General features: G+C 46.9%; 27 protein-coding genes and 1 tRNA gene. 9 read left to right on the top strand and 19 right to left on the bottom strand.

Features of this window, described 5'->3' with window-relative positions; translation table 11 throughout:
* Positions 1–163 precede the first annotated feature (163 nt).
* Both NSQ58_RS08220 and NSQ58_RS08215 read right to left on the bottom strand, forming a co-directional pair.
* A complete protein-coding gene (locus NSQ58_RS08220; protein ID WP_341057167.1) occupies positions 164–1582 on the bottom strand; it encodes a helix-turn-helix domain-containing protein in 1419 nt (472 codons plus the stop codon).
* A gap of 158 nt (positions 1583–1740) precedes the next feature.
* The gene (locus tag NSQ58_RS08215; protein ID WP_053325993.1) at positions 1741–2715 is read right to left on the bottom strand and encodes a LacI family DNA-binding transcriptional regulator; all 975 of its coding nucleotides are present in this window, start codon (positions 2713–2715) and stop codon (positions 1741–1743) included.
* 186 nt (positions 2716–2901) lie between these two features.
* On the opposite strand from NSQ58_RS08215, the gene NSQ58_RS08210 reads away from it, so the two are divergent.
* Positions 2902–4245: a 6-phospho-beta-glucosidase gene (locus NSQ58_RS08210; protein WP_028541535.1), complete on the top strand. Its 1344-nt coding sequence runs from the start codon at positions 2902–2904 to the stop codon at positions 4243–4245.
* Positions 4246–4340: 95 nt separating this feature from the next.
* On the opposite strand, the gene NSQ58_RS08205 is transcribed toward NSQ58_RS08210, so the two are convergent.
* The gene (locus tag NSQ58_RS08205) at positions 4341–5315 is read right to left on the bottom strand and encodes a nitronate monooxygenase (RefSeq protein ID WP_023990023.1); all 975 of its coding nucleotides are present in this window, start codon (positions 5313–5315) and stop codon (positions 4341–4343) included.
* Positions 5316–5506: 191 nt separating this feature from the next.
* On the opposite strand from NSQ58_RS08205, the gene NSQ58_RS08200 reads away from it, so the two are divergent.
* Positions 5507–6115 carry a TetR family transcriptional regulator gene (locus tag NSQ58_RS08200; RefSeq protein ID WP_069080426.1) on the top strand — a complete coding sequence of 203 codons (609 nt, stop codon included), beginning with the start codon at positions 5507–5509 and terminating at the stop codon, positions 6113–6115.
* A gap of 122 nt (positions 6116–6237) precedes the next feature.
* Here NSQ58_RS08200 and NSQ58_RS08195 read toward each other — a convergent pair.
* Positions 6238–6311: transfer RNA gene (locus tag NSQ58_RS08195), tRNA-Arg, on the bottom strand.
* A 174-nt stretch (positions 6312–6485) separates the two neighbouring features.
* On the opposite strand from NSQ58_RS08195, the gene NSQ58_RS08190 reads away from it, so the two are divergent.
* Positions 6486–6779 carry a DUF4870 domain-containing protein gene (locus NSQ58_RS08190; RefSeq protein ID WP_016324668.1) on the top strand — a complete coding sequence of 98 codons (294 nt, stop codon included), beginning with the start codon at positions 6486–6488 and terminating at the stop codon, positions 6777–6779.
* Between the two features lie 319 nt (positions 6780–7098).
* On the opposite strand, the gene NSQ58_RS08185 is transcribed toward NSQ58_RS08190, so the two are convergent.
* The gene (locus NSQ58_RS08185) at positions 7099–7458 is read right to left on the bottom strand and encodes a hypothetical protein (protein WP_013311672.1); all 360 of its coding nucleotides are present in this window, start codon (positions 7456–7458) and stop codon (positions 7099–7101) included.
* Positions 7459–7621: 163 nt separating this feature from the next.
* On the opposite strand from NSQ58_RS08185, the gene asnB reads away from it, so the two are divergent.
* Positions 7622–9466, top strand: a complete 1845-nt coding sequence (gene asnB, locus NSQ58_RS08180; protein ID WP_076264932.1) for an asparagine synthase (glutamine-hydrolyzing) — start codon at positions 7622–7624, stop codon at positions 9464–9466.
* Positions 9467–9636: 170 nt separating this feature from the next.
* Here asnB and NSQ58_RS08175 read toward each other — a convergent pair whose 3' ends face one another.
* From NSQ58_RS08175 to NSQ58_RS08165, 3 genes are all read right to left on the bottom strand, one after another.
* Positions 9637–10269 (bottom strand): XTP/dITP diphosphatase, encoded by a 633-nt coding sequence (locus tag NSQ58_RS08175; RefSeq protein ID WP_013311674.1) that lies wholly within the window; start codon positions 10267–10269, stop codon positions 9637–9639.
* Positions 10269–11030, bottom strand: coding sequence for a ribonuclease PH (gene rph, locus NSQ58_RS08170; RefSeq protein ID WP_013311675.1), 762 nt, complete (start codon positions 11028–11030; stop codon positions 10269–10271). Before rph ends, NSQ58_RS08175 begins: the two co-directional genes overlap by 1 nt.
* Positions 11031–11122: 92 nt before the next feature.
* The gene (locus NSQ58_RS08165; protein WP_103050106.1) at positions 11123–12181 is read right to left on the bottom strand and encodes a GerMN domain-containing protein; all 1059 of its coding nucleotides are present in this window, start codon (positions 12179–12181) and stop codon (positions 11123–11125) included.
* A gap of 151 nt (positions 12182–12332) precedes the next feature.
* Here NSQ58_RS08165 and NSQ58_RS08160 point away from each other — a divergent pair, with 151 nt between their 5' ends.
* Together NSQ58_RS08160 and NSQ58_RS08155 are read left to right on the top strand one after the other, a co-directional pair.
* A complete protein-coding gene (locus NSQ58_RS08160; RefSeq protein ID WP_341057163.1) occupies positions 12333–12890 on the top strand; it encodes a phosphatidylglycerophosphatase A family protein in 558 nt (185 codons plus the stop codon).
* 57 nt (positions 12891–12947) lie between these two features.
* Positions 12948–13400, top strand: a complete 453-nt coding sequence (locus NSQ58_RS08155) for a GNAT family N-acetyltransferase (RefSeq protein ID WP_023990029.1) — start codon at positions 12948–12950, stop codon at positions 13398–13400.
* 127 nt (positions 13401–13527) lie between these two features.
* Here NSQ58_RS08155 and NSQ58_RS08150 read toward each other — a convergent pair whose 3' ends face one another.
* From NSQ58_RS08150 to NSQ58_RS08130, 5 genes are all read right to left on the bottom strand, one after another.
* Positions 13528–14319, bottom strand: coding sequence for an SDR family NAD(P)-dependent oxidoreductase (locus NSQ58_RS08150; RefSeq protein ID WP_023990030.1), 792 nt, complete (start codon positions 14317–14319; stop codon positions 13528–13530).
* Positions 14320–14424: 105 nt separating this feature from the next.
* Positions 14425–15063: a TetR/AcrR family transcriptional regulator gene (locus tag NSQ58_RS08145; RefSeq protein WP_023990031.1), complete on the bottom strand. Its 639-nt coding sequence runs from the start codon at positions 15061–15063 to the stop codon at positions 14425–14427.
* Between the two features lie 218 nt (positions 15064–15281).
* Positions 15282–15917: an NAD(P)-dependent oxidoreductase gene (locus NSQ58_RS08140; protein ID WP_068941941.1), complete on the bottom strand. Its 636-nt coding sequence runs from the start codon at positions 15915–15917 to the stop codon at positions 15282–15284.
* A 75-nt stretch (positions 15918–15992) separates the two neighbouring features.
* Positions 15993–17003: an MBL fold metallo-hydrolase gene (locus NSQ58_RS08135; RefSeq protein WP_068941731.1), complete on the bottom strand. Its 1011-nt coding sequence runs from the start codon at positions 17001–17003 to the stop codon at positions 15993–15995.
* Positions 17004–17026: 23 nt separating this feature from the next.
* Positions 17027–17812, bottom strand: coding sequence for a class I SAM-dependent methyltransferase (locus NSQ58_RS08130; protein ID WP_068941733.1), 786 nt, complete (start codon positions 17810–17812; stop codon positions 17027–17029).
* Positions 17813–18071: 259 nt separating this feature from the next.
* Between NSQ58_RS08130 and NSQ58_RS08125 the strand changes: the two genes are divergently transcribed.
* Positions 18072–18950 (top strand): DUF72 domain-containing protein, encoded by an 879-nt coding sequence (locus tag NSQ58_RS08125; RefSeq protein ID WP_341057159.1) that lies wholly within the window; start codon positions 18072–18074, stop codon positions 18948–18950.
* Here NSQ58_RS08125 and NSQ58_RS08120 read toward each other — a convergent pair.
* The 5 genes from NSQ58_RS08120 to NSQ58_RS08100 are packed head-to-tail and all read right to left on the bottom strand — an operon-like array spanning position 18942 to position 23981.
* The gene (locus tag NSQ58_RS08120; protein ID WP_341057156.1) at positions 18942–20057 is read right to left on the bottom strand and encodes a tetratricopeptide repeat-containing glycosyltransferase family 2 protein; all 1116 of its coding nucleotides are present in this window, start codon (positions 20055–20057) and stop codon (positions 18942–18944) included. The genes NSQ58_RS08125 and NSQ58_RS08120 overlap by 9 nt on opposite strands.
* On the bottom strand, positions 20054–20929 hold the full coding sequence (locus NSQ58_RS08115; RefSeq protein WP_069080432.1) for a class I SAM-dependent methyltransferase: 876 nt from the start codon (positions 20927–20929) through the stop codon (positions 20054–20056). The genes NSQ58_RS08120 and NSQ58_RS08115 overlap by 4 nt, the downstream gene beginning before the upstream one ends.
* Positions 20922–22271 (bottom strand): nucleotide sugar dehydrogenase, encoded by a 1350-nt coding sequence (locus NSQ58_RS08110; protein ID WP_264454627.1) that lies wholly within the window; start codon positions 22269–22271, stop codon positions 20922–20924. Before NSQ58_RS08110 ends, NSQ58_RS08115 begins: the two co-directional genes overlap by 8 nt.
* 2 nt (positions 22272–22273) lie before the next feature.
* Entirely contained in the window at positions 22274–23254 is a 981-nt protein-coding gene (locus tag NSQ58_RS08105; protein WP_341057154.1) for a polysaccharide biosynthesis protein, read from the bottom strand.
* A gap of 19 nt (positions 23255–23273) precedes the next feature.
* Entirely contained in the window at positions 23274–23981 is a 708-nt protein-coding gene (locus NSQ58_RS08100) for a glycosyltransferase family A protein (protein ID WP_068941740.1), read from the bottom strand.
* A 215-nt stretch (positions 23982–24196) separates the two neighbouring features.
* Between NSQ58_RS08100 and NSQ58_RS08095 the strand changes: the two genes are divergently transcribed.
* On the top strand, positions 24197–24910 hold the full coding sequence (locus NSQ58_RS08095) for a GT-D fold domain-containing glycosyltransferase (RefSeq protein ID WP_341057152.1): 714 nt from the start codon (positions 24197–24199) through the stop codon (positions 24908–24910).
* 257 nt (positions 24911–25167) lie between these two features.
* Positions 25168–26295, top strand: a complete 1128-nt coding sequence (locus tag NSQ58_RS08090; RefSeq protein WP_340959534.1) for an SGNH/GDSL hydrolase family protein — start codon at positions 25168–25170, stop codon at positions 26293–26295.
* 215 nt (positions 26296–26510) lie between these two features.
* Here the strand turns inward: NSQ58_RS08090 and NSQ58_RS08085 are convergent, their stop codons facing one another.
* Positions 26511–26927 carry a hypothetical protein gene (locus tag NSQ58_RS08085; RefSeq protein ID WP_023990042.1) on the bottom strand — a complete coding sequence of 139 codons (417 nt, stop codon included), beginning with the start codon at positions 26925–26927 and terminating at the stop codon, positions 26511–26513.
* Positions 26928–26981: the final 54 nt, after the last annotated feature.

Below are 26981 nucleotides of genomic sequence, written 5' to 3'. Positions count from 1 at the left end.
ATTTTGTTGGCTCTCTAATAGTCGCTGAACTCCCCAAACTTGAACTAGTCGGTGAGAATTGTCTTTGTTTCTAGCCGTTTAAGCACCTCCAATTTGTACGTGAGGCGTTATTCTTTGATTTTGGTTATGCGACTGAACAGGCATTGCTAAAATAAACAAGAAGCTAGCTGCGATGACCAGCAGAATCATTTTTTTCAACATTGTCTAACCACACCTTTTCTAATAGTTTGAAATACTCTTCCCTTGTTTCGGGAAGCGCATGTGCTTGGAAATGTGCAAAAAGCCCTGTACAGTTTATAAAATAAGTCTCATTGTTTAGGAGGTGGGCTTTTACCAGTGCATATATTAAGTGTTTAAAGCCATCATTGTACATTCCCCGCCTTAAATAGTAATAAGCCAGTTCGTAACCAAACCATGCAAAATAATCCGGCATCACTTGTTGGGTGTACATATCAGTAGATTGTGATAGCAGAGCAAAAGAATTAATCTCCACTTCAAAACGTGAAAGGATATCATTGATATCTATTGCATATCGGTTAGCAGCAATCATAACGTTCAGCAACTTGGATAGCTTTTCATTCTCGGTAGTGATTGATGTGGATGCAATATATTCAACATAATGAGGAAGCACATTGGTATCTCCAGATAGGAGTTTATTTACAAACGTATTACCTTCTGCCCAATGCTTGAACAAGTTGACCCAGTGTTGGGTTTCCTGGTCTGTCTCGATCACCCAATCTAAATCAGTGTAGGCGTACGTAAATTGTAATGCTTGCTGATAATCGCCTTGCGCTTCACAGACACTCGCACACAGTAAATCAGCATAGGTAATGTACACAAACATCGGGCGACTCAGCCTCTGTTCAGACTCCTCCCACTCTCGCTTTTTCTGTTGATGTTTCAAAGAATATTGGATCTCCGCTTTGGCTCTCATTTTTCGAGCAGTTGCATCGAGCTTGTCCCATTCACGCAGAGAACGATACACATTCGCCAAATCTTTTAACGCATCGAGTTGATCTATTTCATTCAGACGTTCCACAAAGGGTTCAAATCGTGTAGCCGCCTTGAGATTTCGGATCTGATTGTTCCCTACCTGAATGGTAAACAGACGATACTGACAGACAGCCAAGCGTTCAGAGTGCTGGTACTTCTCGCCTTCCGCAATCCCTTCGTAGAGCAACAATGCAGCATTGTGCTGACCTTGTGCGAATAATTTTTCTGCTGCATCAAATAACTTTGGGGAATATAGAAGATTGTCCATAATATGTCCCACTACAAGCTGGATAGCATCCAACTTGTCCAGTTCCGCACAGCGAAACAACAACGGCTCAATTCGCCTCCAATCCGGGGAACGCTCAATGATGTAGTTATCTATGTATAATTCGTAAAAAAAACCTTCTGGTAGTCCCATAGCCCAAGTGATTCGATCTAACTGATGTATCGCAACAGGACGATGCTTGGCAATCCAATTATTAAGTGTTCTTTGATGAACACCTGAATATTCGGCAAATTGTGCCAGCGTCAAATTATTTTCCCCTAAATAATCCTCTAACTTCGCCAAAATCGTAGGTGTATGTCCCAAGTCATAACCACCCTTCATACAAAAAATCCAAATTTTATACTTTCACCTCAAATTATTCACCAATTATTAACATGTGTCAACATTTTTCTTCCATTATTCCTACTATATAAACTTGAATATGGTAATTAATAACCACTAACATGAAGTTCCTTTTGGAATCAGGTGGTCGCTCGTTCTACTAATTTGAATTCCAGATGATGTATCGTTTCATCCAACCCTTCAAGGGCATTGCAAATCATAATGAACGCATTCTCCGCTTGCTTGTCTATCGGATAATGAATCGTAGTTAAATCAAGCAAATGCGAGATTTCGGTGTTATCAAAGCCTACTACTGCAAAATCGCTTGGTACAGAAACACCGAGTCTCCGTGCTTCAGTCAAAAGACCTGCTGCCAAATAATCGGTAGAACAGGCAAAAGCATCCGGTCTATCTGTTTGTTCTCGTTCTGCCCACCAATGAGCTATTTGTTCACCAGCTTCTATTGAATTTAAATCATAAAAATGCGGGAAGGCCTCAGCATCCAAATCGTATTTTTCGCAAAAGTCATGATAAGCTCGAATGCGTTCTTTTGTGTTCAACCCCCGCATGCTGCCGTACACATTCACAATTTTCCGATATCCTCGGGCGTACAAATGTTCCAACGCCAGCGTATAGCCCTGATACTGATCCATAAATACAGACGGGATTGCCTCAATGTTTACACGCTGCCAGGTCACAATCGGACCATATTTTGTATAATGCTCAATCACACTCCACTCATTAACACGAATCATACAGACCAAGGCGTCCAGTTGCTTTCTCCGCAACATTTCCAGCGCTTCAAGTTCTCGCCCCTTCTCCCCATTCGTAATAAACAGCGCTATATTAAAGCCATGCTCCTGAGCATACATTGTAAATCCACGCACAAATAAACCCAATGAATCATTAAAAGAAAGTGAAATAATCCCTATGAGCTTGGTCATGCCTTTTTTTAAAGATACCGCATTTAGATTAGGAACATAATCCAGTCGGTCTATGACCTCCTGCACACGCTGTCTTGTCGGTTCACTTACATACGGATGGTTGTTAATGACACGGGACACCGTAGCCGAGGATACACCTGCCAGCTTTGCAATTTCATGAATATTCGCCATTTTTCTCACCTCGTTCTTCCTATTTTAGCATGTTCGTGTTTAGCATGTTCGTAGTGCCCGCCCTATAATTGTCACCTTCCCAAAATAAGTTTTTTAAAAGCGCTTGACCTGTAATGCATTACAGGGATTACAGTGAATTTGTGCTTAAGAAAGCGGTTAAAAAAACATACTTAGGAGGCACTAACCATGAAAAAAGGCATAAAGATTGCAACCATTGGCGGAGGTTCCAGTTATACACCAGAATTAGTAGAAGGCTTCATCAAACGTTATGCAGAGCTTCCCATTCGGGAATTGTGGCTGGTAGATATTGAGGCAGGACGTGAAAAACTGGAGATTGTAGGCGCTATGGCCAAACGGATGGTGAAGGCCGCAGGCATTGATTGTGAGGTACATTTGACCCTGGATCGTCGGGAAGCGTTGAAGGACGCCGATTTTGTAACGACCCAATTTCGGGTAGGCTTGCTGGAAGCCCGGATTAAGGATGAAAGTATTCCGTTAAAACATGGCATGATCGGTCAGGAGACCAATGGTGCCGGCGGAATGTTCAAAGCGTTTCGCACCATACCCGTTATCCTCAGTATCGTCGAAGATATGAAAGAACTGTGTCCGAATGCATGGTTGATTAATTTTACCAACCCTGCGGGTATGGTCACCGAAGCTGTGCTTCGTTATGGTCAGTGGGATAAAGTCATTGGATTATGTAATGTTCCAATCGGCGCGATCAAGAGTGCATCGGCTGTGCTGGACAAACCGGAAGAAGAGTTGTTCTTTAAATTTGCAGGGATTAACCACCTTCATTGGCACAAAGTTTATGACAAAACAGGAGCAGAATTAACAGAGCAAGTCATTGAAGGACTGTACGCTCCTGGCGCAAAACCGGAGAAGGTCGTTGAAAATATTAGAAACATGCGCTTCCTGTATGATCAAGTTCGTCAATTGAAAATGCTGCCTTGTCCTTACCATCGGTATTACTATATGACGGATAACATGCTCAAGGAAGAATTAGAGGAAGCCAAAAACGAAGGAACTCGGGGCCAAGTCGTCAAACGTCTGGAAGATAGTCTGTTTGAATTGTATAAAGATCCGAATCTGGATTACAAACCAGAGGAACTATCCAAACGCGGCGGTGCGCATTACAGCGATGCAGCCTGTGAGATCATTAATTCCATTTATAACAACAAAGGCACATTGATGGTGGTTAGTACACGTAACAATGGTGCGATTGATGATGTTCCTTATGATAGCGCCATCGAAGTGACCAGTGTCATTCGCGCCCATGGCGCCGAACCTGTCAACTTTGGCAAATTCCCACCTGCACAGCGGGGCTTGCTGCAAGTGATGAAGGCAATGGAAGAGCTGACGATTGAAGCGGCGGTCACCGGTGACTATGCGACCGCACTGCAAGCCTTCACCCTGAATCCGCTCGTACCAAGCGGGGACATTGCTCAAACCGTACTGGATGAATTGCTGGAAGCACACAAAGAGCATCTACCTCAATTCTTTGCTCATAAGGAGAAGGCGACGGTATAAATTTATAAAACAGATTGTTCATGCTGGACGTATGAAAAAACGGTCGTCTCCCTCATTTCGGTTGGGATCACGGCCGTTTATAATGACATTAACTTTTAAACTTCAAACTTAGTCATCTTAGATATTGTTTCATGGTATCCTTCTAATACATCATTTATGATATCTTTTACACTCTTAATCTCAGTTATTAGTGGTACTATTTGTCCCACCATAACAGCGCCCTTCTCTTCAACGTCGCCTTCCAGCATCGCCTTTTTCAAAGAACTTTCAGCAACTTCTTTTAGTTTTACTGCTGCTTCTTTTTTGCTGTAATTGTTTTCAATTTCCGTCATTTCCTCTGAAAGCTTGTTCTTCAATTGTCTGCATGGCTCATCAGTAGAATATCCTGTTATCACAGTCTCCATGTCACCAGCTTTTAACATGGCATCTTTTACATTTGCATGTACTACTGTTTCCTCTGCGCACATAAAAATGGTTCCCATTTCAATGCCTTCAGCACCAAGAGCGATAGCTGCTGCCATTCCTCTTCCATCTGCAATACCGCCAGAGGCTATCACTGGTACAGATAAGCAGTTCGCTGCTTGTGGAACAAGAACCGTTGTTGCTTCATAAGTAGTATGTCCGCCACCTTCCCAGCCTTTTACAATAACTGCATCAGCCCCCGCTTTCTCCGCAGTCATTGCATCTTGAATTGTACTTGCTTTTACGATTACTTTTATTCCTAATTCATGCCATATAGAAAAGTATTTTCGGGATAACTCAAAATCAAGTCCCACTAGCGTATCTGCATAAATTACTGGTGGTTTTTCCTCCGAAGCAACTTTAGTTACATGATCTAATAATTCAGAGTTCATAATTACATTGATTCCAAACGGTTTACTCGTAAGATTTCTTGTAGCAATAATCTGGTCCCTAATAAAATCTAAAGGAGCAAATCCTACTCCTAATACACCAAGACCTCCACTTTCAGAAACTGCTGCAACTAATGGTGCTGTTGAAACCCAAGCCATAGGTCCTTGAATAATTGGTTTTTCAATTCCTAAAACTTTACATAAACGATTGTTAGACATAAAAGATTCTCCTTTTCATATTGAACAAAATGGATACCATTTATACAAATATTCTTTTATATTAAGATTATAATAAAGAAAAAAGATCCAGAATATCAGTAAGGCTTACCCTGAATGTTGCTTAAACAACAGTTCTGATAGCTTTTGTTGTTTTTAATATGTAGAATTAGTGAATTGGAGTGTGACACATATTGAATGAGATAACAGACTTACGTGTTGTGAAAACACTTGAAAATATAAAACATGGGTTTGCTAAATGTATTAGTCAAAAAAACTTTTCATCTATTTCCGTAAAAGATATTACTACAACTGCAAGAATTAATCGTTCTACATTCTACAAATATTATGAAGATAAATATCAGCTAAGAGAATCATTGGTAAAATCAACATTAGAAGAACTTTCAAACAATATTAATCTAGCATCTTTTAATCTGGAGAATAATGACATCGAATCCTTGAATGCTTTAAGAAAACAACTCCAATTTATGTATGATCATAAAGATTGGTACCTTATATTGTGGAATAAAAATATGGAGTTATATGTCTATGAAGATATGACACGCATATTTGAAAGGAGAACCGGGGAATGTCTTCGTGAAAATAGCAATGGAACAGAAATTACGAAGAAGGAACTTTCAGAAAAGCAGGAGTTATTAACTCGTTTGTTTGCAGCATCTGCAATGACAACGGTTAAATGGTGGTATGAATATTCACCAAATATGACTCCAAAGGATGTGGCAAATATTATTATGGATAATATCAAATTTGGAATGCATCATACCTTTTTTCAAGCTCCATGAACATGGAATACCCTCTCCATTAGCTTCACCGGATAAAATCCACCATGTGCGCAGGTAGCGCAGCGCTTTGGCAGCACTGAAAAACAAAAAAGCTTCCTACATGTAGGAAGCTTTTTGCTATACGTCCCAGGAGGGATTCGAACCCCCGACCGACGGCTTAGAAGGCCGTTGCTCTATCCAGCTGAGCTACTGGGACAAGATGGTAATCAATAAAACCTTATGTATTCAACGCATTGATTATTATATCACATTTCGGGCAACTGTCAAAAGCATTTTTTTATGATATAGGGAAGCTGGCTGCAAAAGGAATCATTTGGACGCTAACGGGGTATTATGTACAAAGAACCATGCATAAAGGAGGGGTTAATCCGTGAGAGGTCTTTTGTCGTCACTTTGTTATTTCAGCATTTTCTTCGCACCTTTTCTAGTGCCTGTCATTGTGTGGATTGCAGTACGGGACGAATATGTTCAGGGACATGCAAAAAAGGCTATTTTATCGCATATTTTTCCCATTATTGCGGCAATTCCGCTAGTGTATTTTATTATTACGGCGAATCATGCAGGTTCAGTGATCGGGTTTGTACTGCTATTCGTAGTGGTCTATCTCGGGGTTTTTGTTTATAACATCTACAAAGGGATTATGACGCTGCGTGAAGCGGCTTAGTTCAAAAAGAAGCCTCCTGCATACCGCAAATTTGGCGGGATACGGAGGCTTCTTTAGGGTCATTTTTGATGAGTTGCTGTTGCTATTTAGTTCAATGGCTGCTTATTTATTCCCAAAGCGTTTAGGACTTTTCCGTACTTCATGTCTTACGTTTTTCTCCAATACTTCTTCCGCGAACTCATTGTTATGAATATAACTGCTGCCTTTGTTTTTCTTATACTTCGCTTTGCCGTCTATGATTTCCCCCTCCTTTCACGCTGATCCGGCGATGGCGCCGGAGCCCAAATCAACAAAAGCCGAGGCATAGCACACCATATCCTCATGCCCCGAACTCCTTGGCGAACTCTGTACTGAGCTGCCCATAGGAGAGCAATTCTTTTTTAAACTTCTCTCGCTCCTCACCAGCAGTAATGTGTGTAGAGTCGGTAAAAGCCTTGTCTGTCACTTCCTCAAATGCCGAATGCAGATTATTGTCGTACCAATCCAGCTCCAGATCGGCGTCATTGCGGATGATCCGTACCATGTCATAGTCATGCTGACCATCCGTCTGATCCTTGGCCGTGATATAGACCAGCAATTCCGGGTCATCTGCGGCACCGGGCCGCACCTCTACCTCAGCGCAGCGCACTCCGTCAAGTTCAGTGAAGCGGCGTATTTTGGCATCCTTGATGTAGTACATGGTCTCCCTCCTTCCTTGCGAGTAGACGGGTTTCCCCATCTGTAGTTTTCGGAACGGACAGACATTTTATGCTTCTTTTCGGCATATATACTGATGAACTGGGGATTTAGTTTTTGATTCATTCCAACACTGGATGAACACGACAAAGAGAGGATGAACAGACATGTGCGGAATTACAGGTTTCATACAGTGGAACGGAGACTTAATGCATCAATCTGAGCTGCTGCTGAATATGACACAAACGCTCTCCGATCGCGGACCGGATGCTGCGGGTACCTGGATATCCAACCCGTGTGCCTTCGGACACCGAAGACTGAGCGTAATGGACCCGGAAAATGGCGCTCAGCCCATGATCCGGCAGCTGGAGGATATCACTTATACGATTGTATATAACGGGGAAATATATAACGCGCCTGAGCTGAAAAAAGAGCTCCAACAGCGCGGGCATTTTTTCCGTACACAATGCGACACGGAGGTGCTGCTCGAATCCTATATCGAATGGGGCCCCGAATGTGTGGATCGGTTAAACGGCATTTTTGCGTTTGCGGTCTGGGATAGTGAGCGGGAGCAGGTATTTCTGGCACGGGATCGGCTGGGAGTGAAGCCGTTATTTTATAGCCAAACCGAAGAAGTATTCGTATTTGGCTCAGAACCCAAAGCACTGCTTCAGCATCCAGCAGTAGAAGCAGCAGTGGACGCCGAGGGATTGGCCGAAATTTTTATCATTGGGCCTGCACGTACCCCCGGACACGGCGTCTATTCGTCCATGAAGGAGCTACGTCCCGGGCATACGCTAACCTACACCCGCGACGGCGTGCGCATTCAAGCCTACTGGAAGTTGGAAAGCATTGCGCATGAGGATAACACCGAAGAAACGGCGCTCAAGGTACGAGAACTGTTGCTGGATACGGTGGAGCGGCAGCTCATTTCGGATGTTCCAGTGTGCACCTTATTGTCTGGCGGGCTGGATTCAAGCGCTCTATCCGCATTAGCTGTCGATTATTATAACCGTACCGGGCAAGGACAAGTTCATACGTATTCGGTCGATTATGTGGATAACGACAAGCATTTTAAAGCCCATGCGTTTCAACCCGGAGCCGATGCCCCCTGGATTCAGCGGATGGTGGATGAATTAGGGACAAATCATCACTGGATTGAATTCGATACGCCAGAAGTCGTAGCAGCTCTGAACAACTCCACACTAACGCGGGATTTACCCGGCATGGCGGACGTGGATTCGTCGCTGTATCTCTTTTGCCGGGAGATTAAAAAAGGAGCTACGGTCGCTATTTCCGGCGAGGCTGCGGATGAAGTTTTTGGCGGATATCCATGGTTCCACCGGGAAGATATGCTGAATTCGGGTACATTCCCGTGGGCAGTTGCACCCGATATGAGAGCCAGTCTGTTGTCTCCCGAGGTACGGGACTGGATCAAGCCGCTGGAGTATTTGAACGATCGCTACTCAGAAGCGGTAGGAGAAGTGCCGAAGCTACCGGGGGAAACAGGAAAAGCTGCGCAAATGCGCGTCATGTCCTATTTGAACATCACCCGCTTTATGCCTACTCTACTGGATCGCAAGGATCGGATGAGTATGGGTGCCGGACTCGAAGTGCGGGTGCCGTATTGCGATCATCGACTGGTACAATATGTATGGAACATTCCGTGGAGTATCAAGATGACAGGCGGACGTGAAAAAGGTATTTTGCGCAAGGCGCTAGAGGGCGTATTGCCGGATGATGTGCTGTATCGCAAAAAAAGCCCATATCCCAAAACTCATAACCCTTCCTATCTTGAGGCTGTGAAAAAGCAGGCGTTGCAGCTGCTGGATGATTCCTCTTCCCCACTGCTCAAGCTGATCGATGCGCAAAAGGTACGCGATATTGCCGCCTCACCGGAGGCATCCACCAATCTGCCTTGGTTTGGTCAGCTGATGTCGGGTCCCCAGTTGTTTGCCTACTTGGCTCAAGTGGATAACTGGTTGCGCACTTACAAGGTAGCTATTCGATAAGCTACACTGAATGCTGGAGCAATAGAGCTTCTAAGCGGCAGCGGCAATTTTTCGCTGTGTACTATATGGGGAACAGAAAGTACCAAAAAGGCTATCCGCAGCTCATGACTGACGGATAGCCTTTTTTTTCGTTATGTGAATGGGGGGATGATTTCTCCCCTGTTACCAAGCTATGCCTGTGGATTACCCAGCTTTGTTGCCAAATCACGCAGAGCTATCCCTCGGTGACTGATAGCCTGCTTTTGTTCCAACGTCAGCTCGGCCATTGTCTTTTCAAACTCTGGCAAATAAAACAGCGGATCATACCCAAACCCGCCGCTGCCGGCGGTTTCAGTAGTAATCCAGCCTTCCACGGAGCCTGTCGATTCCAACGTCTCGCCAGTCTGCGGATTATATAGAATCAAGGTACAGACGAATTGAGCCGGGCTTAGCAAAGGCTGTCCCGTATCATCACCCAGCTGCTTCGATTCCAGAACGTCGAGCAGCTTAATATTGTTTTCGTGATCGCTGGCACCTTCTCCAGCATAACGGGCAGAGTATACCCCCGGCGCACCGTCCAGCAAGTCCACGCAGAGGCCGGAATCATCGGCCAGCACGGGCAATCCGAGCACATCTCCAACCGCTTTAGCTTTTTTCAGTGCATTTTCGGCAAAGGTTTTGCCATCTTCAACGACATCAGGAATGTCGGGATAATCGTACATGCTTCTGACTTCCTTGCCAAACGGCGCAAAAGCATGGGCAAATTCCCGCACCTTTCCTTTATTTTTCGTAGCGACAATGACGACCGGGCCATCCAGCCGCATTAGGCGCCAGCTCCTGTACGTCCAGCACCGATCTTATCAGCAATCGGTCCAAGTACTTCTTTTTGGCGCTCAATCATTTGCAGAATCCCTTGTTCGCCCAAGCTAAGCAGTTGATCCAATTCGTTACGGTCAAATGGGCTTTCTTCACCTGTACCTTGCAGCTCAACATATTTTCCGCTGCCAGTCATGACAAGATTCATGTCCACTTTGGCCTTGGAATCCTCTTCATAGTTCAGATCCAGCAACGCTTTTTCACCAACAACCCCTACGCTGACGGAAGCCAGGAAATCGGTAATTGGAAAAACAGGCAGCTTGTGCTGGGTGGCAATTTTATTGACCGCAATCGCCAACGCTACGAAAGAACCGGTAATTGAGGTTGTGCGTGTTCCGCCGTCCGCCTGAATGACGTCACAATCCAACGTAATCGTCCGTTCACCAAGCGCCTGCAAATTGACCACCGAACGCAACGCTCTTCCAATCAGACGCTGAATTTCCATGGTACGGCCTGTCAGCTTGCCACGCGCAGCTTCACGCTGATTACGGCTATGAGTCGCACGCGGAAGCATGGAATACTCTGCGGTTACCCAGCCTTTTCCTTGTCCCTTCATAAAGGGTGGTACGCGTTCTTCTACAGTAGCCGTGCAAATGACTTTCGTCTCGCCAACCTCTATAAAAACAGAGCCCTCCGCGTATTTATTTACTCCTGCTGTCAATTTCATCGGGCGCAGCTCATCACCGTTTCGTCCGTTAGATCTACTCATGCTTTTTCCTCCTACGTCGTATGCAACCTGTTCTTATATGTTTATTTTACCAAAGTGTGCAGGCAAAAGCACCCCAAGGACGATTCCCGCCCTTAAAGAGGGATTTCGTTAATATGTTGCGGCTTGGCTACAGGCTCTCCATAATTTTGATTATTTTGTCCAATCACGCTTTTTTCACCATTTAGTTCAATCCGAATTTTTGTTTTGACCGCATCATCTGAATTGTCTGCCGCTGTCAGCACAACCGATTCCAAAAATTCAGCAGGCACGGCTTCTCCCTTAGCAAACATATCATCTGAAAGAGATACCGTAATTACGTTGTCTTTGGAGCGTTCTACCGATTTCAGCGCCGTCTCCCCTGTCATCACTTCTTGTAGCCCATCCTTGGTCTGCGGCCCTTGAATCAATTGATGCAGCGCTGACTGGACACGATCTTTTTCAGGGCTGACCAACCGTGTTACAGGTACGTAGTATTGAACTCCAGCAGGAGAAGATGAAGAGAAATACACGGTGACTGGACTGGAATCCAGTGGTGTTACGCCATGACCAATCTCCAAATTAATACCTACTGCACGCGTCAACGGATGATCCAGCGGTGTGCCGCCAACAGGCATTTCGTTCAGCTTTTTGCCCTCCACCCAGATCTGTACGCTCTCAATATCGGGACGGTCGGTCAGGGTCCAGGTCAAACTCTCCATTAATTTTCGTTCTTCCTGTGGCTTATAGTTGGCGAAAGATTTATTGAACTCGACAACAGCCAGCTTGTTGTTCTTGTCCACCGTCACACTTTTCACTTCTGTACCCTGGGGTATTACCCCTTTAAATCCCTCTGGTAATAATCCAGCATACGGCCCGCCCTCAACCAATGTTTCCAGCGCTGACTTGGCATCTGCCTGCACATCACCTGTAGCAATCGGTAAAGATACCGGGGCCAGCAAACCGTTATGATCTTGCAAAAAAACAGCTCTCAGTTGACCTGTACTGGCAGGTGCTTTTCCGGTTACAGCCTTAATCATGGACTGCTCTGTCGTGGACGGCGGGGGGTCAATGGATGCCGATTCGTTGCCGAAAAGGCTGCAGCCCGACAACAACAGGGGTAGGGATAGCAGTCCAGCTACAGAGGTCATACGCCATGGGTGTTTTATATTCATAAGTGAAGTTCCTCCCTAACAATTTTGTACAGATTGTACTAATATGTATACGAGCCTCGCGTAAAAAATAACTACTTTTTCAGCAGACTGGACACACTGGTCATAATTGCGTAGAAATCAGGAGCTATACGAGGAGGGGAACTTCAACTTTATGGACAAGAAAAAAGCACCTTACAGCCTGAATAGTAAAAAGGTAGCCGATGCCACCCGCGAGTGGCTGCACAAGCGTGGTGTGAACCTGACTGAAATTGCAGAACTGGTCATGCTTTTACAAAAAAAATATTACCCGACCCTAACGATGGAAGAATGTATGGAGAATGTGGACAAGGTACTGATGAAGCGCGAGGTTCAAAATGCCGTGCTCACGGGCATCCAACTGGATATCCTTGCTGAACAGGGCGCTCTTCTTCCCCCATTGCAGGACATGATTGAGAATGATGAGGGATTATACGGTGTGGATGAAATTCTGGCCTTTTCCATCGTAAATGTGTACGGCAGCATTGGATTTACCAATTACGGTTATGTCGATAAGCTCAAACCGGGTGTGCTGGAACGCCTGAATGATAAAAACCTCGGGCCGATCCATACGTTCCTGGACGACATTGTGGGCGCTATCGCAGCTTCGGCCAGCAGCCGCATCGCCCATCGCAAACAGGCAGAGCGCGAGCAGGAGCTTGGGGAAGAAAGTGCACCGAATACAACACGTTAAATAACAAACAACGCTTGGAATACAACAGATATATACAGGGTTAGAGGAGAACTAGACATGGCAAACGTAACTGAAGGATATACATTCCGTACGATGCAGGCTGACGATTATGATCAGGCCATTGACCTTTGGAATGGCTTAGACGGATTGGGATTAAGCGAGGCCGACTCACCGGAGCGGATTGCACGCTTTTTACAACGGAACGAAGGACTTAGCTTTGTCTGTGAGCATGATGGAAGCATCATAGGCACGATTTTGGCGGGTCACGATAGTCGCAGGGGGTTTCTGTATCATCTGGGTGTAGCCACAGCACATCGTGGTCAAGGGATCGCGCCCAGACTGGTGGATAAAGCGTTATCTGCTTTGCTGAGAGAAGGCATTGATAAATGTCATCTGTTTGTGATGGAGCATAACGCAGGGGGTCAACGCTTCTGGTCAGCTAACGGCTGGGAGAAACGGGATGGAATTTTACTATATTCCCGAGGACTAGAACTAGGATCTAACGCTTGATCTATACAAATAGGAGCACCGGGTCTGATTCAAGTCGAGCTATAAACGTCAGACACGGTGCATAAAACTCACAGCTTATTCATTGGCAATTCTAACATTTCAAGCTCAGACTACCTTCATTCATAAATTACAATCCATTTTGTGGACGCAGTGCACGTTCTACAATTCCCAGCGTGGATTGACGAGAGAAGAACCGGGACACCTGAGCTACCCAATAGTTTTGGCGACCGGAAATGATGTGACTACGCCCCTTTTCAAATGCTCTCAACGCGTTCTTCACAACGGTTTGGGGAGTTTCCCTAATTCCAATTGACGCTTCACTTGCGCCAACAATATCAAAAAACGGCGTTTCCGTTGAGCCTGGACAAAGGGCCAGAACTCTAAGCCCCCGTTTCCGATTTTCGGCCCATAGCGCTTCAGTAAAAGAAAGCACAAATGCTTTGGTTGCTCCATACACCGCCATATAAGGATCGGGCTGAAATGCAGCTGTGGAAGAAACATTGATTAATCCACCATCCCGCTTACGCAATAAATCAGGCATAAATGCATGTGTGATGTCGACTAAAGCAGCCACATTGAGCATCACTTCCTCATGCTGTCGTTCTCCTGAAACCTGCTCAAAGTATCCATAGGTGGCAAAACCCGCGTTGTTAATCAAGAGATCTACCTTTAGCTGTTGCTTTTGAACCTCCTGATGCAATGCTTGGGGTGCTCCTGGTGTGGAAAGATCCAACGCAATCACCGTTGCTTTTACGTTATATTTAGCTGAGAGTTCTTTAGCCAGTGTCTTTAATTTGGTTTCATTGCGTGCTACCAAAATGAGATTACATTTCTTAGCTGCGAGCGAATAGGCAAAGGCCTCGCCAATACCGGATGAAGCCCCTGTGATCAGAGCTATTTTATTTGCGTACATAAACATGATGACAACCTCCATAGTATTGTTGTTTTATTTAAGAAACATTGTTACCACTACTCTATAATGAACTGAAGTCATCTACTATGACGACCTCAGTACACTTCATATTTACGATGGAGATGAGGATGTTTTAAATGCTACGAGCGCATTCTTCAGTGTAAATGCATACACTCCTTGAGCCATATCTACATCTGAAAAATGACCTGCAAACTGAAGATGTATGACTCCATGTAAAGCAGACCAAAACATCCGGACAACCAGCAGCGGATCATGTTCTTTCAATGCTCCCTGCTCCATAGCGTGTATGACGGTTTGCAGGATTTGAGACAGGGCCGTTGTGGTACCCTCCAAGCTCTGTTCATCCGGCTTGAAATCAGATAATGCCCCGCCAAACATCATTTTGTAATAGGCTGAATGAAGCTGCGCAAATTCCCAGTACGCCCAGCATAGAGCTTCAAGATCAGCGAGTACGCTTTCGGTAACGGGTACTTGCTGAAAGGATTCAGCCAATAGCCGACATCCATCCAGGTACATCTCATTGGCAAGACCATCCTTACTGCCGAAAATACTGTAAATAATTTTGGTGGAACAGCTTAATTTCTGCGCAACTCGCCGCACGGTCACGGCCTCTGGCCCTTCTTCCGCAAGAAGGATACATGCGGCGTCAATGACATTTTTACGGAGCAATTGCTGCTGCTGTAGCTTCACTTCCGAATAGGTTTTATAGGGATGCGATGGCTCGGTCATGATTGAATGCACTTCCTTTTGCTTATTAAAAACTGTTGCTTGATGCTACTATAATAAATTAAAGATCTACACAAGATCTCAGGAAACATTGTTTCTGTTAAGAACCATAGTATTCTAAGCCTGAGTGTTTGTCAAATAAAAAAGAACGCAATGAGTAGGTACACTTACCGCGCTCTGGTTGAATGTTTAAAAATGATGCTATGTTTGGCGTTCCACGATCAGTAGGCAATGCCTACCCGTGTACGGACAAATTCGTAACTCTTGCATTGACGATAGGTAAAATCAGCCGTATCCGCGGTGGTAATTTGTGAGCCACCTTCAGGCAAAAAATCTTTTTCCACGCGATAAATACCTGTCCGCGCTCCATCCGGCAGATAGGTTGGACATACGATTGTCCAGTCTAGTGGCGATTCATGCAGCAATTCGTACACTCGCCGATGTTCCTCGGCTGCACGAGTGCTGCGTCGCCGGGTCTCGGAGGACTCGTACCGATACAGGTCCGGTTCGGTCCGGCTTTGCAAAATCCCTGCCGTTCCTACTGTAATGAGCCGGGAAATGGACTGCTCCTGCATGAGCCGGACCAGCAGGGCTATATTAACGGATAAGGTAGTCGTCCCATCCGTATTCAGCGCACTGATTACAGCCGTCGCCCCACCCTTCAGCGCTTGTGCTACGTCCTCTGCATTAGTGGCATCGCCTTGTACGATTTGCAGCTGATTCCCGTACCCGGGTGCGTAATCCTCCAGCTTATCCGGTGAACGAACAAGGACAGTAACGACATGACCGTCCTCTAATGCATAATCTAATATGTACCGTCCTACGCGTCCAGTAGCTCCCAGCAGCAGCAAATTCATAAAATCCTCTTTTCCGGCATGCATGCCGCTTGTCATGTTGCTTCGTCATGTCACTTGTTGGGTAGTTTTCCGCGACTATTGACGGCAAAGGGGATAGAAGCGCGTGATTGAGTCCGTCTCGCTCATAGAGGCCCGTTCACGGCGTACCAGCTCCACCAGATGAGCCAGCGTCTCGGACATGGCAAACCTTAGCTGGTGAATACCCAGCTTGCCACCAAACATGGCAATGCACAGCTCATAGGCTGTGCTGCCCTCCGGTTGGATCAGCTGCTGGAATTTATCCAGCCGTTCTTCATGATGCGCCAGCAACGCTTGCGTCCGCTCCCGAAAATAACCAAACGGATTGCGGTGCCCCGGATATGCCCACGCTACCTCCAGCTCGCCTAGACGCTGCAAGCCGTCTACATAAGACCTCAACGGCTGGGCATCGCTGCCCGGCAGCAGACTGATATTAGGAGAAATCTGCGGCAAAACTGCGTCACCGCAGAGGATAACGCCGCTATTCGGGTCATATAAGGACACATGTCCAGGCGCATGCCCTCCTGTCTCGACGGGCAGCCAACTGCGTCCACCCCATTCCAGACGAGCGTCCATTCCGGTAGGAATAACGGTAATCTCAGGCTGTGGATTCACTTGCAAATAAGCCTGCCGTATATGTAATTCCAATGCCGACACTTGCTCCAAAGGAAAGCCATGCTGGACAAAAAAGCTAGGAAGCCTGTTCTCCATTGCGACCGTCGATTCTGGAGCGTCCCACATCATCATCGCTTCCTTATGGCTTCGAGCTGACATATGTACACGAGCCTGACTTTGCTGCTGCATCCAGCCCGCCAATCCGTAATGATCGGGGTGATGATGAGTGACCACAATGTCAGAGATATCCTCAAAGGACATCCCCAGCTGTTGGAAGACATGCGCCCATTCTGCCTCGGTATCCATATTGCGCGGCCCCGGGTCTACAATCGTAAAACCGTGCTGTCCCTTGAGCACATAGCTATTCACCCAGCGCAGCGGAAAGGACATGGATATTTTGACCTGAAAGCCTCCGTCTATTCGCTCACACGGTGTAAGCTCTGGCATTTTCATGGCTTCCCATCCGCCTTTCTGTTTTAAGCCCGCACGCCGACAAAAATCATTCGAGGCGAAGCATCTTCGATATATTGATCTTCATTATAGCTTCCGTGCACCTGCTCTACGGATAGTCCGGCTTGCTCTAGCAATCCACGGAACTTTTCATACGGATATAGCTTCACTCGTTCATGATACACGCGCGCGGGTTCTCCCTCAGTAGGAGTCGTACCCAGAGCAGAGGCTGCCTCAGTGGCCGTAACAGATGCGGCTGACCGAATCGCAATTTGCTTTTTCACAAAGCCATCTTCAATGACCCGATGCTCCTCAATCCAATTTCCTTCATCCTCCCGTGACGAATGCGGTACCAAATGAGCGGTTACGTAAGCAGGGTTCAAATAATCTATGATAAAGCGTCCTCCCGGCTTCAACAACCGATATATTTCCCTTAGTACTTTAAGCTGCTCCTCATCCTTTTCAAAATAACCGAAGGAGGTGAACAAATTCATCACCGCGTCATAGCTTTCATCCAGCGGCACCTCTCTCATATCCCCTTGATGCCAACTTACCCGCCCTTCGGAATCAGCTGCACGAGCCTCTCTCAGCAGCACATTGGAAAGGTCCACACCTGTCACCTTATAACCTGCATCTGCGAGCGCAAGCGAATGACGTCCCATCCCACAGCATAAATCCAATACGCTGGAGCCTTGCGGTAATTTGAGCCAGGAGATCATTTTTTGCACTTCCTGATAGGCCCCCTGAAAGTCGCGATGCTTGTATACCAATAAATAATCTTCCCCAAAGCTTTGCTCGTACCATTCTGCCATATCGTTTCTCCTCCATGAACTCATTTCGCTCTATTACATACTATATTAGCTTTTTCAAACTGGAAACTCAAAAGCATTACGAATAAGGGTTTTACAAAATCCTGAACAACAAACATGTTACAATAATCGTTATTTGAATCCATTTCATAATACCTTCAGTAGCTTTAATAAAGAGTACATGATCCACCCCATTTTATCATTAAAATGATTCATGGGAACGCTTTTAGAAGTATTCATAAGAGAAAGGAGCGGGGAAGTTATGATTCAAATTGGACTTACGGGTTGGGGCGATCACGATGACTTGTATCCAACGGGCACCAAAGCTAACCAAAAACTAAGCGTCTATGGAAGCCATTTTCCGGTAGTAGAGATGGATAGTTCTTTCTATGCGGTGCAGCCCACAGATCGTATGGCACGCTGGGCGGCGGAAACCCCAGACTCTTTTTCATTTCTCGTCAAAGCCTATCAAGGCATGACTGGACATACCCGCGGCAAGCAGCCTTACTTCAAAACAATAGATGCCATGTACGAAGCACTGCATGCATCCATACAGCCTCTTCGCGAAGCGGGCAAGCTCAAAGCCGTGCTGTTTCAGTACCCGCCCTGGTTCGACTGTACACGTGAGAATGTCGCTGTACTGCGAGACACGAAAAAAAGGATGGGAGAGGTCCCATCTGTACTTGAATTCAGACATCAAAGCTGGTTCACACCCGATTTTCGGAAACAAACGCTGGCATTCATGCGTGAAGAAGGCTGGATACACAGCGTATGCGACGAGCCGCAGGCGGGACTGGGGTCAGTTCCCATTGTGCCGTTGGCTACAGACGGTAATCTGACAATCGTACGTCTCCACGGACGGAACATATCGGGCTGGAATCAAAGCTCCGCGCCTAATTGGCGGGAGGTTCGTTATCTGTATCGGTACAATGAACAAGAGTTGACCGAATGGAGAGACAGATTGCTGGAGCTGGAGCAGCAAAGCCGTGAGGTGTGCGTTATTTTCAACAACAACTCAGGTGGAGACGCCGCTGCTAACGCCAAGCAGCTCATGACCATGCTTGGCATGGACCCTAAACCTTTTCCACCTCGCAAGCCACCCGAAGAGGATAACGGGCCGGAACAGCTTGAACTATTTTGAGGAACGGGCTGAGGGTGAGGAGTTGGAAATAGCCTCCCTGAGCTTGCGTTCGTTATCCAGTAAATGCGGGTCGTCAGGTAAATAGCGTAAAGCGGTTTGGTTATGCTCATACGAAGCGTCCAGCTTACCTGCATGGGCGTAGCAATGGCTGAGCCGCACATGAGGTAACCAGGAGTAGCATGGCAGCGGAACAGGTCGCATACCCGGAAGGTGATGCTGTTGCTCCAATGCCTTTTCATACCAGTATGCGGCAGTGCTCCATTCGTTTCGTGTGAAAAACCAGTCACCGATCATGCAGCACAAGTCTGATTGCGGTACACCGTATCGAAAGGAGCGTAACAGACTATCCAGCTGTTGCTCCGGCTTCCCGAGGTGAAGATAGCATTCCGCCGAGCGCGCACAAGCGGTAATCCTCTCCTCCCGGTAGCCGCTCGGCTCCTCCAACAGATGATTGAACGCCTCTGCCGCCTCGGCATATTCTTTACGGTCAAAACATTCATTGGCATGCAAATACAGCAGACGCCCCTCCAGCTTGCCGCTTTCGCTGATCCACCTGGCGAGAATACGTTGATTACGGAGCGTGTGGTCTTGCATTCGGCGGTGTGTGACTGCCACATCTGAATGAACGATTTGCCCTTGAGGTATCACCAAATCCTCATGCAGACGTCCCTCCAAGCGATATTGTCGCTCACGCTTCACGAGACGGATACGGCGTGAGGTGAACAACAGTTCACCCTGCTCCCCCTCTGCCAAATGAAGTGGCATTACCACTGCGTCGATATCCATAGACAAACGCTGCTTCAAGGCACGCAGGCGCTCACGCTCCGGCTCCAGCAGCACATCGTCCGCATCCAGCCACATGATGTAGGAACACGTCGCCTTATCAAACGATTCATTACGGGCGGCTGCAAAATCATCCTTCCATTCAAACGTATAAAGCCGATCCGTATAGCGGGCTGCTATCGTCTTCGTCTGATCCGTCGATCCCGTGTCCACAATGATGATTTCATCCATCAGGTCTGCGACCGAATCCAGACAGCGTGCAAGTGTCTGCTCCTCGTTCTTTACGATCATGCACAAGCTGATGGTCATTGGATGCTCAGTCATGACTTCACGTCATCCCCTTTACCTTTGGCTGAATCTGCCTTCGTTTTTCCGGTAGACTCGCCATCAGTATATGCACCTCTCCTTTCAGCCTGCGTCTTGACTAGCTGTTCGGCACGTACATACCTTTCCATCGGCAAAAGTTGTTCCTCCATATGCCGGATTCGCTGTACCGCCTTGTCGAGTGCGGCCTTTCGCTGATTCATTTTGCGAACATGCTGCTGCTCCACCAGTCGAAATTGTTCCTCGTCCAGTTTCATCCACTCATTCAGATGCGCTACCTCTGGTTTGACCTCACGCAGTTCTTTCGACTTCTTGCGGCCGGCAAAGCACAAATATTTGTGATGTACCTCCAGCGCTTGTTCATCAAAATAAGGATACAACACACGGGAGAGGCTCCCAGCATAGTAAGTCCGCTTGTGATCATGGAAAGGATGGTATCCATAAGGTACAGACAAGACGAGCGTTCCCTTTTTATTCAACAAGCGGTAAGCATGAGCCAGCAGGGTGTCGGGATGCGCAAAATGTTCCAAAATCTCCCCTAAAATAATGGTATCAAATCCACCGGGAGGACGCTCAAATTGTGAAATGTCCTTTAACTGAAAGTGGACTCTTCCCCGGACTGGTGCAGATTCCTGACGAAGTTCTTTTTTTGCATAAGAAATGCTGCCCTCTTCCAAATCAATAGCCGTTACCTCAAAGCCTTCCCGTCCAAGCAAAATGGACGTTATCCCCTGACTGCACCCAACATCCAGCACGGTACGCCCCTGTACATGGCGGCAAATCCAGTGAATTCTATTGCGGGTGGCTTCATGAGATTCCTCCGAATTGATCTGCCCGTAATAACGTTCGTTTACCTGATCACGGTTAGCCAACAGCGGCGCCCCCTCCATCACCGGGATGCCCCAAGATCACGACATGTCCACCTGTGCAATGTGCGGTCGCATTACGTGTATCGAAGACCAGCGGGGCATGGTCGACCAGCTGTTGGTAATCCACCACAGAATGGTCTGTCGTGATGACTACGATATCTGCACTTTCCCATAGCTGAGCATTTGTCGTTCGAGATGGGATTGCTTCACCGTTCAGCTTAAAGCTCGATACATATGGGTCGGTGAAGCTCACCGAAGCTCCCATTTTTATTAGATGTTCAAACAGGACAAGAGCTGGGGATTCCCGAACATCATCAATGTCCTTTTTGTAGGCCACACCTGCCAGAATGATTTTGGCTTTGTTTATGGCTTTACCTTTCTGAGCGAGCATGGCTTCAATTCGCTCCGCAATATACAGCGGCATACGCCGATTCATGCGATCTGCCAAGTCCACGAATTCCAGTGGAAAACCATGCTGCTCGGATTTCCATGACAAGTATAGCGGATCAACCGGGATACAGTGCCCCCCGATGCCAGGTCCCGGATAAAAAGGCATATAGCCGAATGGCTTGGTTGCCGCTGCATCCAGTACCTCCCATATATTGATGCCAATTTTCTCGCAGGCGGCTGTCAGCTCATTGACCATTCCAATGTTGACGCTGCGGAACGTATTCTCGAACAGCTTGGCGGCTTCCGCCACGGTTGTCGAGCTGACTGGAACAATCTGGTCCAAAAAGGAGCCATAAAAACCCACTCCCGCTGCCAGACAATCCGGCGTGCAACCGCCGATCACCTTGGGTGTGTTGCGAATATTAAAATGAATGCTGCCCGGATCAACACGTTCCGGTGAAAAGCACACATAGAAATCCTTACCTACCGTCCAGCCCCTGCGCTGCTCTATCACCGGCCGAATCAGTTCCTCGGTCGTTCCCGGATAGGTGGTGCTTTCCAGAATCAACAGTGTTTGTCTACGCAAATGAGGTATGGCCTGATCAATAGCCGTTTCAATATAGGACGTATCCGGCTGATGTCCGTCTGTCAGCGGCGTAGGCACACAAATCACGACGATATCCGCATGCTCCAGCACCTTGATATCCGTAACTGGATGCAATTGCTGCCCGATCAGACCTTCCAATGCATCATCGCCAATGTCTATGATGTACGACTTTCCTTGAAGCAGCTTGGCTACTTTGACAGGATCGGAATCTACACCATATACATCATAACCAGCCTGTGCCATTTCCACTGCCATGGGCAGCCCTACATAACCGAGGCCGATTACCGCAACCTTTACAGTTCCTTTAGTTATTTTTTCCATAAGCTGCAAAATACCCACCTCTTTCATCGTTACTCCATGCCTCGCAGTAGCTCAGCAATTCCAACGCGATCCATTAACTCATCGTCCGAGCGATATTGATCGAAGCTCACTCGTTCCAATCCACCATATTGGCTCAGTAAGCGCTCGTCTGCTTGCTGGGGAAGAATAACAAAATAACGGTCATCATAGCGATACGTATGCGGCACCTCATAGGGCGAAATCAGCACCTCATGCAGCTTTTCCCCACCACGTATACCAATCTCCTTCACTTTCAACGCAGGCTGTCCCGCCTGTTCTTTCATCACTTCTGCCAGATCTGCAATATTGCAGCCCTTCATTTTCATCACAAGGGTCTCTCCCCCAATTGCCGTGACAGAAGCCTTCAGCAGCAAGCCAATCGCCTCTCCGAGCGTGAGGAAGAAGCGTGTCATATCTGGGCTCGTCAGCGTTAATTCCTGCCCTTCCGCGATCTGGCGCTTGAACAGGGGCACGACACTTCCACTCGTCCCCAACACGTTGCCGCCGCGAATACACACAAAGCGAGTACGCTCACTTAAAGTGTTGGCGCGGATCATCAGTCTTTCACCGATCGCCTTCGTCATGCCATATACATTCACCGGGTCTACCGCCTTGTCTGTAGAGACATCAATTACCTTGGCGACTCCCTGCTCTATGCTGGCCCGGATCACATTTTCCGTACCGTGTACGTTCGTCTTGAAAGCCTCCTCTGGCTGTCTCTCACACACAGGGACATGCTTTAATGCCGCCAAATGGAACACATAGTCCACTCCGCGACATGCCTCCTGCAATGCCTGAAGATCGCGAATATCTCCAATCATGAAATTCAGGCGAGGATCAGATTGAAATTGCCGCTGCATGGCAATCTGTGCAAATTCACCGCGTGAGAATATCCGGATTTCCGCCGGTCCCTCCTTCAGCAATTCAGCCGTTAGGCGTTGCCCCCAAGATCCCGTGCCTCCGGTCACTAGCAGTTTTTTTCCTTTAAACAATATAATCTCCTCCTGACCGTTACGAATTGGCAATGTCTGTTCCCAGAAATTCAGCCAGCACAGCATTCATTTCATTCTCTGACAGCCGATCCTTCGCCGGCACTTTTTTTACCGAAGTATTTGCGGCATGAATGACGTTCACATAGTTGCGAAGTGGAATGACCTCATGCGGCAGCTCCGTTACATATCCGTGCGTACCCTTCCCAGGAATGACGACACGGTAATCATTTAGAAAATCCTCCACTTGATAGCGAAACACATAAAAAGAAGGCGAACGGTGAAACACCGGTGCCATCTGCCCCTCAACCGCATCCCACAGGTAACCCATCTGGTTCACCAGCGCAACCGTCTCCGGTTGAAACTTGTAATCATGTAACTGTTGTACAAATGACTGGTGGTATAAATCGTCGGAATCTATTCGAGCAATGAGCAGTTCGTCCGCGCCTTCGATGTACGCATGAATTCGACGTTTACTTTCGATGCTCGTACCAAAACGGATGTGGTCGGGAATGGGCTCATGTCGGGCTAGTTCCTCTTCCACAATGTCACTGCATCCGCCCGCCAGCTTGACGACAGATAAGAAATCCGTATTTGTCTGACTGAGTAAACTACGCAGCGTAAAGGTTCTGAATATATCCAGTCGCTCGCTGATCCACTCACGTGTCAGGCGGTTGGGATTCATCCCATAGTTATTAAAATTAATTTCAATTACAATCTTGCGATTCATTGATCTTCCTCCCTTTCAACCGTCTTCTCTCAAGTTATGAAGACGCCTCTGAAACGGCACGTACAGATGCAACGAATCTTGTAAAAATAGGTAGAATCCAAAAATAATAGCCGTTCATACAAAAACCTTTTTGCTTTCGACATATGATAGAATACAAAGTTTTTTGCTCCATCTGAAAAGTTGAACAAGCAGGAACGACAGGGAGGTAACATGTTATGACGAATCCAAGGTATCTGGAGATTGACGAGGTACTGAAACGATTGAAGCTGGCACTCGATCAGCACCAGTCCTTTTCGCTCATTCGTATTGGGGATGGTGAAAATTTGGTGTTGTCGCAGGACACCGTCTGGCCGATGGAAAAGGTATTACAGGAACGTTGGGCGGTCAAAGCCAATCTCGGTCAAAAGGGACTGTTTCTACCGAATACGGAACTACGGGACGCGGTGGCTGAGGCAGTGAGCAAAGCTAGCATTGCTGGCATTTTGCCATATGATGACGAATCTATTAAAGCACCATCCTATATGAAGCGGGAGCTGACCGATCAGGTCTTTGCTCACTATGCTCTTTCCCCCGCGCTGACCTGCCACGCCTGCCTGAATCGGTATTTGGCTAAGACACCCGCTTTCTGGGACATGCTGAAAAATCGACGCATTCTGCTGGTCACCCGGACGGCCACTGAAGTAAAGCCTGTTCTTGAGGCCGATCCGTACAGGCTGAATATCGCGCACACGCTGGCATTTCATCAATATGAACAAATGCCTGAAACACTCCAATGGATCGCAGCACACAAAGATGACTTTGATATTGCGCTATTCTCTTGTGGTGTCAATGCAGTCGTGTTAGCACAAAAAACAGCAGAGCTAACTGGCAAAGTAGGTATAGACTTCGGCAAGGCGATTAATATCGTCATGTTCGGCAAAGCTAATTAATGAATAAAGATAATTTGTGAAAAAATCCACTTAACAAGTAATCTTTGCTCCGTATATCAAAAAAGCACTAGCAAATTTCAGTTTGCTGGTGCTTTTTGCTATCATACATTTTCCTAAAGTCCGTGATCGAAAAGAATAATCCATATAAAGCCTTGGGCCCTTGCTTGTTTAGAAATAGAATTTGAGATTTCCTGTCACTTCTTTTACAATATTACAGAAACTAGCATTCATTTAGAAATTATGAGGAGGATGTTGAAATGTCACATAACAAGAGATTGAAGACATATCCACTTACAAAAGCAAAGCATGTAAAGGTTCATGGTCGAACTACGCAAACACGTACACCTCTTACTCTGTTTTGGACAGGCAGTGGCATTGAATTGAATATCAAAGGCTCAGAGCTGTGGATTGAAATTGAGGCCGATTACCAGGTGTTTGAACCCTGGATCAGTATTGTCATCAATGGGGTTCCGATGAGTCGCCTGATGGTGACCGCAGGACGACATTGGATCTGTCTTTTGAGAGGGTTGAACCCTGACACGGTCAAAAATGTCCGTGTGGTCAAGGATGTCCAGCCTATGAGTTCGGACTCGCGCTGCTTGTTGCAAATTCATGCCCTGAAGGTTGATGGGGAATTGCTGCCAGTCACTGATAAGCCCCTCAAGGTGGAATTTATCGGTGACAGCATTACCTCGGGAGAAGGAACGATTGGAGCGAAGGAGGAGACAGACTGGGTTCCCATGCTGTTCACAGCACTACGCAATTATACAGCCATAACAGCCGAAGCACTAAATGCGGACTACCGAGTGTTATCACAAAGCGGATGGGGTGTCCTAACAAGCTGGGATAATAATCCGCATGCGAACATACCGGCATATTATGAGCAGATATGTGGTGTGCTGACCGGTGAGAGAAATGAAGCATTAGGGGCATTTTCAGATTATGATTTTACCTCATGGCAGCCGGACGTGGTCGTAGTGAATTTGGGGACTAATGACGGGGGAGCCTTTTATTCTCCTGCATGGACGGACCCAGCAAGCGGGAAAGTGTACAAGCAACGCTTGAACGAGGACGGCACATTCAATGAAGAAGATTTACAATCTTTTGAAAGCGCTATCGTACGTTTTCTTGTCAAGCTTCGGACCTGCAATCCTGCTGCCCATATTGTGTGGGCCTATGGGATGCTGGGTACTCCGATGATGCCCTCAATCTACCGAGCGGTAGACGCGTACAAGAAAAAAACGAGGGATCGGAATGTGTCTGTATTCCAACTGCCTAACACGACGGAAGAAACGATAGGATCTCGCAGCCATCCCGGGCTCTCCGCCCATGCCAAAGCAGCAGATGAGTTGACAGTGTATTTGCGAGAGATTCTAAAGAAATAGAATCCGAGAAGCACAATCAACTCTGTAGAACACGCTCATAAAGGAAATTACAACAACTAGGTCATTTGTGCTCTGGGTGTTGTTGTTGAGAATTATAGCCACGAGTCTGCAGCAGATGTCTGTCTATGCTCGTGGCTAGTTAGCGCAGCGGACTATCCTAGGAGAACCACGAACAGGCAGCGAGCATTTACTATAGAAATAATCACCTGATATATTTACAAAAACGGAGTCGAAGCAATGCCCGTGAATACCTCTGGACCATTACGAACAGTGGTCGATACACCAGAAATATAAGAAGAATATACTGTTTGTATTGCCCAGGGAGCAGATAGATCCTGTGCATTAAAAGCTTGCGTTTCATTAGCCCCAGTCACGCCCAGTACCCCCTCGGCGCGGTAGACTACCTCACTCGGATCATAGTCGGCTCCACGCACGATTTCAACCGCATACGTATCGCCAAGCTCACCGATTAGGCCAATGGAACCACTAAAAGTTACAATCGGACCCGGCACAAGAAAGGTCCGCAGGGTGATCAAACCGAACCGCTCCGGTATAGGACCCAGCTGTATATCGGGACCCTCACCTGTTTTTGATGAATTGGTGGAGCTTCTCATATCCAGAAAAAAACCCATACCTTATCCCTCCAAATTGCAAGATACTCCATGCTATGCAAGAAATTCTTTAGC

This window comes from Paenibacillus sp. FSL M7-0134 (genome assembly GCF_038007865.1).
Classification (GTDB): Bacteria; Bacillota; Bacilli; order Paenibacillales; family Paenibacillaceae; genus Paenibacillus; species Paenibacillus polymyxa_B.
This window is presented reverse-complemented; position numbering and strand designations above follow the sequence as displayed.